This is a genomic window from Pseudomonas yamanorum (genome assembly GCF_013386765.1).
GTDB lineage: Bacteria > Pseudomonadota > Gammaproteobacteria > Pseudomonadales > Pseudomonadaceae > Aquipseudomonas > Aquipseudomonas yamanorum_A.
This window is the reverse complement of record NZ_JACARE010000033.1, coordinates 72,323-75,956: the sequence shown is the minus strand read 5'-3', so window position 1 is coordinate 75,956 and position 3,634 is coordinate 72,323. Positions and strand designations below refer to the sequence as shown.

5 protein-coding genes are annotated in these 3,634 nt (G+C 50.9%); all 5 read left to right on the top strand.

Translation table 11 applies throughout. From position 1 onward, the window contains the following. A partial coding sequence (locus HX875_RS24670) for a glycoside hydrolase family 19 protein (protein ID WP_305729649.1) occupies positions 1–999 on the top strand: 999 nt, incomplete at its 5' end. Beyond that, positions 992–1,753: a hypothetical protein gene (locus HX875_RS24665; RefSeq protein ID WP_177046511.1), complete on the top strand. Its 762-nt coding sequence runs from the start codon at positions 992–994 to the stop codon at positions 1,751–1,753. The genes HX875_RS24670 and HX875_RS24665, both read left to right, overlap by 8 nt. A gap of 76 nt (positions 1,754–1,829) precedes the next feature. Further along, on the top strand, positions 1,830–2,093 hold the full coding sequence (locus tag HX875_RS24660; RefSeq protein WP_177046509.1) for a PAAR domain-containing protein: 264 nt from the start codon (positions 1,830–1,832) through the stop codon (positions 2,091–2,093). Positions 2,094–2,095: 2 nt separating this feature from the next. Then, positions 2,096–3,313: a hypothetical protein gene (locus tag HX875_RS24655; RefSeq protein ID WP_177046507.1), complete on the top strand. Its 1,218-nt coding sequence runs from the start codon at positions 2,096–2,098 to the stop codon at positions 3,311–3,313. Positions 3,314–3,322: 9 nt separating this feature from the next. After that, on the top strand, positions 3,323–3,634 hold a 312-nt coding region (locus tag HX875_RS24650), incomplete at its 3' end, for a hypothetical protein (protein ID WP_177046505.1).

Here is a 3,634-nt window from a genome sequence, read left to right as displayed (position 1 = left end):
CAGTCAATTTCGCAGTTGATTGTTCACAGTGAAAGCGAATGGCACCGCCCGCAACGGTGGGACATTTTGGATGAGATTCTTGGGCACAGTGGCTCGACGCCGCATTTGAATTGGCTGGCGGAGAAGGAGCGGATCAAGGAGTTGAGCTGGTGGGGGGAGGTGGCTGAGAGGGTAGGGTTACCTACTTATGGGAAGGTGTATCACTTTCATCCGGTGGCGTTGCCGAGTCAGTTTATGAGTTGTAGTGAAGGTGTGTTGATCTGCCATAAATGTCGTACAAAAATAAATTTGACCGAAGAGTTTGTTAAAAAAATATGTGGGGGTGGGGTTAAGGCGTCTTTCATTAAGGCGATGGTAGATGCGTCAGGGGGTATGTTTGAGAAATATGGCATAAATAGTTGCAGTCAGGTGACTCATCTTTTAGCACAGGCAAAAGTGGAGACTGGAGGATTTGTTGACTTTCGGGAGTCTCTAAATTACTCAAGAAAGACCTATACGGCTAAAAAGCTATATCGTCTGTCTCCAAGTGTAATAAATGCTGGATTCTCTAGAAGAGGTATGGCGTTTTTGGATGAGGAGCGTAAGTTGAAGTGGATAGAAGAGAACTTAATAGCAAACGATGCGGCGTATGGTATGCATTGCTATGGAAGTGATGAACAGCCAGGTAAAGATTTTCGAGGTCGCGGGCTGATTCATTTAACTCACTACGAGACGTATAAAAAGTGTGCCTTGGAAACAGGTTTGGCAGTTGATTCAAATCCTGATTTGTTGGAGCGCGATTACTCGATCGCTATAGAAACTGCATTGTGGTTCTGGAGATGGCGAGGCATAGCAGCGATCGCAGATAACGGTCACTTATCAAGTGACTCTGCCGTTACTGCTGTCACTCGCCCAATAAATGCGGGGCTTGCAGGTTTGTCTGAGCGTAAGCAACATAAACGGGATATTACGTCTATTTTTTATCATAATTTTAAGAGTGGTTGTTCAGAATATGATTAGGCTAATTGGGTTCTTGGTTTTTATTTTTGTAAGAAATGCTGTTGGAAGTGAAAGCTTTTGCAACAAGGCTGGGTTGGGGCAGGCCTATCCTCCCAAAGACATATCAGGAGGGGTAGTGTGCTTTGTTTACACTAGAACAGACGAACAATACGATGGCGATTTTTCAAAAAGCCCTGATGGGATATCTGTGTTTTTTTTTCGAAAGTCAGAGGGGGCGAAGCTTGTCTATGAATTTCCATATGCTGGAACTCGAGGGAAAATCAACGATGCATTTTTTATCCCAGTTGGCAAAAAATATGGTGAGGTACTATTTGTTATTCATAGTATTGAAACGCCAAGGTCTTGGGACCCTGTAAGTGATGTTTATGATGTGAGTGTGATAAGGCTTCAGGGTGAGGTCCCAGTTCTGGATGAACGGCTTACCCGTTTTTTTGATATGGGGGGCGACTTTGTCGATGCACAAGGTCAGCCTACATATTTTTATCCCTATAAGGATAGAACAGCTGTAGAGGCGGCGGTACGCTCGCCTCTCTTTGATGTCGTCAGGACGTCAAGTCCGGTTGAAGGGGTTGTAAGGGAAAAGTCTTTCCTTTATCGCGGTGACTCTGAGCCCAGCTTTAAAACGGGGATGTATTTGATAAACGGGGATAAGGTTAAGGTAGAGGACTCGACGGGCGGCAGATGCAAAGTTACCTACGCTGCAAAATTGAAATCGATCACGATGTGGATCGATTGTAAGTCGATAGTTTTCTAGGTTTATGTCTAAGTTTCCTGTTTCGGAATGAATCAAACTCAAAATAAAAACCTCCTCAACAGATTAATCAAAGCTTATGAAAAACATAATCCGCATCGGTGACAAAACTACCGGCAACGGCACGGTCCTATCCGGCTCCTCGAGCATGCGTTTCGCGAACATCGGAGTCGCCCGCCATGGTGATCCGGTGGAGTGTCCTGTTTCCGGCCACGGCAGAACTGTTATTGCGGAGGGAAATCCAGCATTTCGCGACGACGGCATTACCGTGGCCTTTCAAGGTCATCGCTGTGCGTGCGGTTGTACGTTGATTTCGTCACTACCTGAAGTGAGTGCAAGCTAGTCATGCCGGTCAAATTGAATCAAGTTCCGCCACCGGCATCGCGTCCGTCACCGCCTCGCGTTTGGCTTTGGCTGGCGCTGTTACCTTTGCTCTTGCTGGTGGCTTCTGGCGGTGCATTATTGTTCAGCAGTCAACCCTTGCAGGAACAGGTCGATGTCTTCTGGGGGATCGTTGTGGGCGTGCCGACTTTTGGTTGGTGTCTGTTGGTTTTCGGGCGTTTTTTGCTGTATTTCGATCAAAAGCATGCAGCCAATGGTTGGGATCAGGCTAGGGACCAGGATTTGGCTGAGCGAAAACGCCGTGGCCGACGCTCGCAGCAGGTATTGAGTGTGAGTTTGCATACTGCTCTGGGGGACCCGAAGGTCCAGTTGGACGAGCTGCTTGGTGGGAGCCAAAGGCCAACGGCCCTGCCGTCCAGAATGGCGCCGGCATTGTTGTGCAAAAGTTGCTTGTCGGCCGATACGCCAGACCCTGAACAAGCGCTGTTAAAGGTGATGGGGCGGGTGCTCGATGATTTATTGCCCGCTCTTACGAAACTCCCAAACGACACGCCACTGGGCTTATTGTTGGAAATCGATAGTGGTTTTCCGGAGGCCCAGTGGCGCCGAGTATGGGGGCAGGCCTGGAGTGAGGCAGGGATTCGTCAGCCGGTTGTTTCGGTTGATAGCAGCGGGTTGTTTGCAGTGGATCAATGGCTCGACCAGCGTATCTCCGATAAGGCGCTGTTGTTGGTTGTGGCAATCCAATTTGCCCCGGCCCAGCCACAAGGCGCGAGTGAGGTTGCCGTCGGGATCCTGTTGGGTAACCGGCTGACGCAAACCACTCTGTCGCCAATGGCTTATCTGCATCGCCCTGAGCAGGAGCATGGACCGACCTTGGAGGCGCTGCGTTATGCCGTTTTCCAAGCACTCGACTGGGTGCCACTGCCCGGGCGCTTCATCGAGCATGTTTGGCGAGTGGGCGTGGGGAAACAGCGTAACGCTGCGCTGACAGCGGTGCTGAATGAGGTCGCGATGCCAATGCCACAGAGCCAGGGACTTCATGATCTAGATACCTTGCTGGGGTGCACAGGCAAGGCATCACCCTGGCTGGCGATCGCTGCCGCAACGCAAACTTTTCAACGCGGTGCCGGACCGCAATTCATTTTCAGCGGAAGTAGCGGTGTTGACTCGCTGCTCTGGGGCACGGCGTTGACGCCTGTGCCGACGCTTTCTCAGTAGGAGGCTTGGATGCCGTTTCGAGACGTTGTCGGGTTTGGAGTTCTGGTCTGCGTGTTGTTTCTGATATTGCTGGCTGGGCGCTTTTTGTTGGCGGGAGCGCGGGGGCGTGCCAATTATGGCCAACATGGTGCGGACGATTTGCCGCCGCCTCCACAACTGGAACAGCCAGGAGTTTCGCCCGATAAGGCTCCTGACCTTCAATTTCATCTGCGTGAACAATATGGCCTCTTCTGGCGCCGAAAAGTCCGCCTGCTCCTGGTCATCGGCGAACCCGCCGAAATCGCAGCCATCGCCCCAACCCTGGCCGATCAGAAGTGGCTG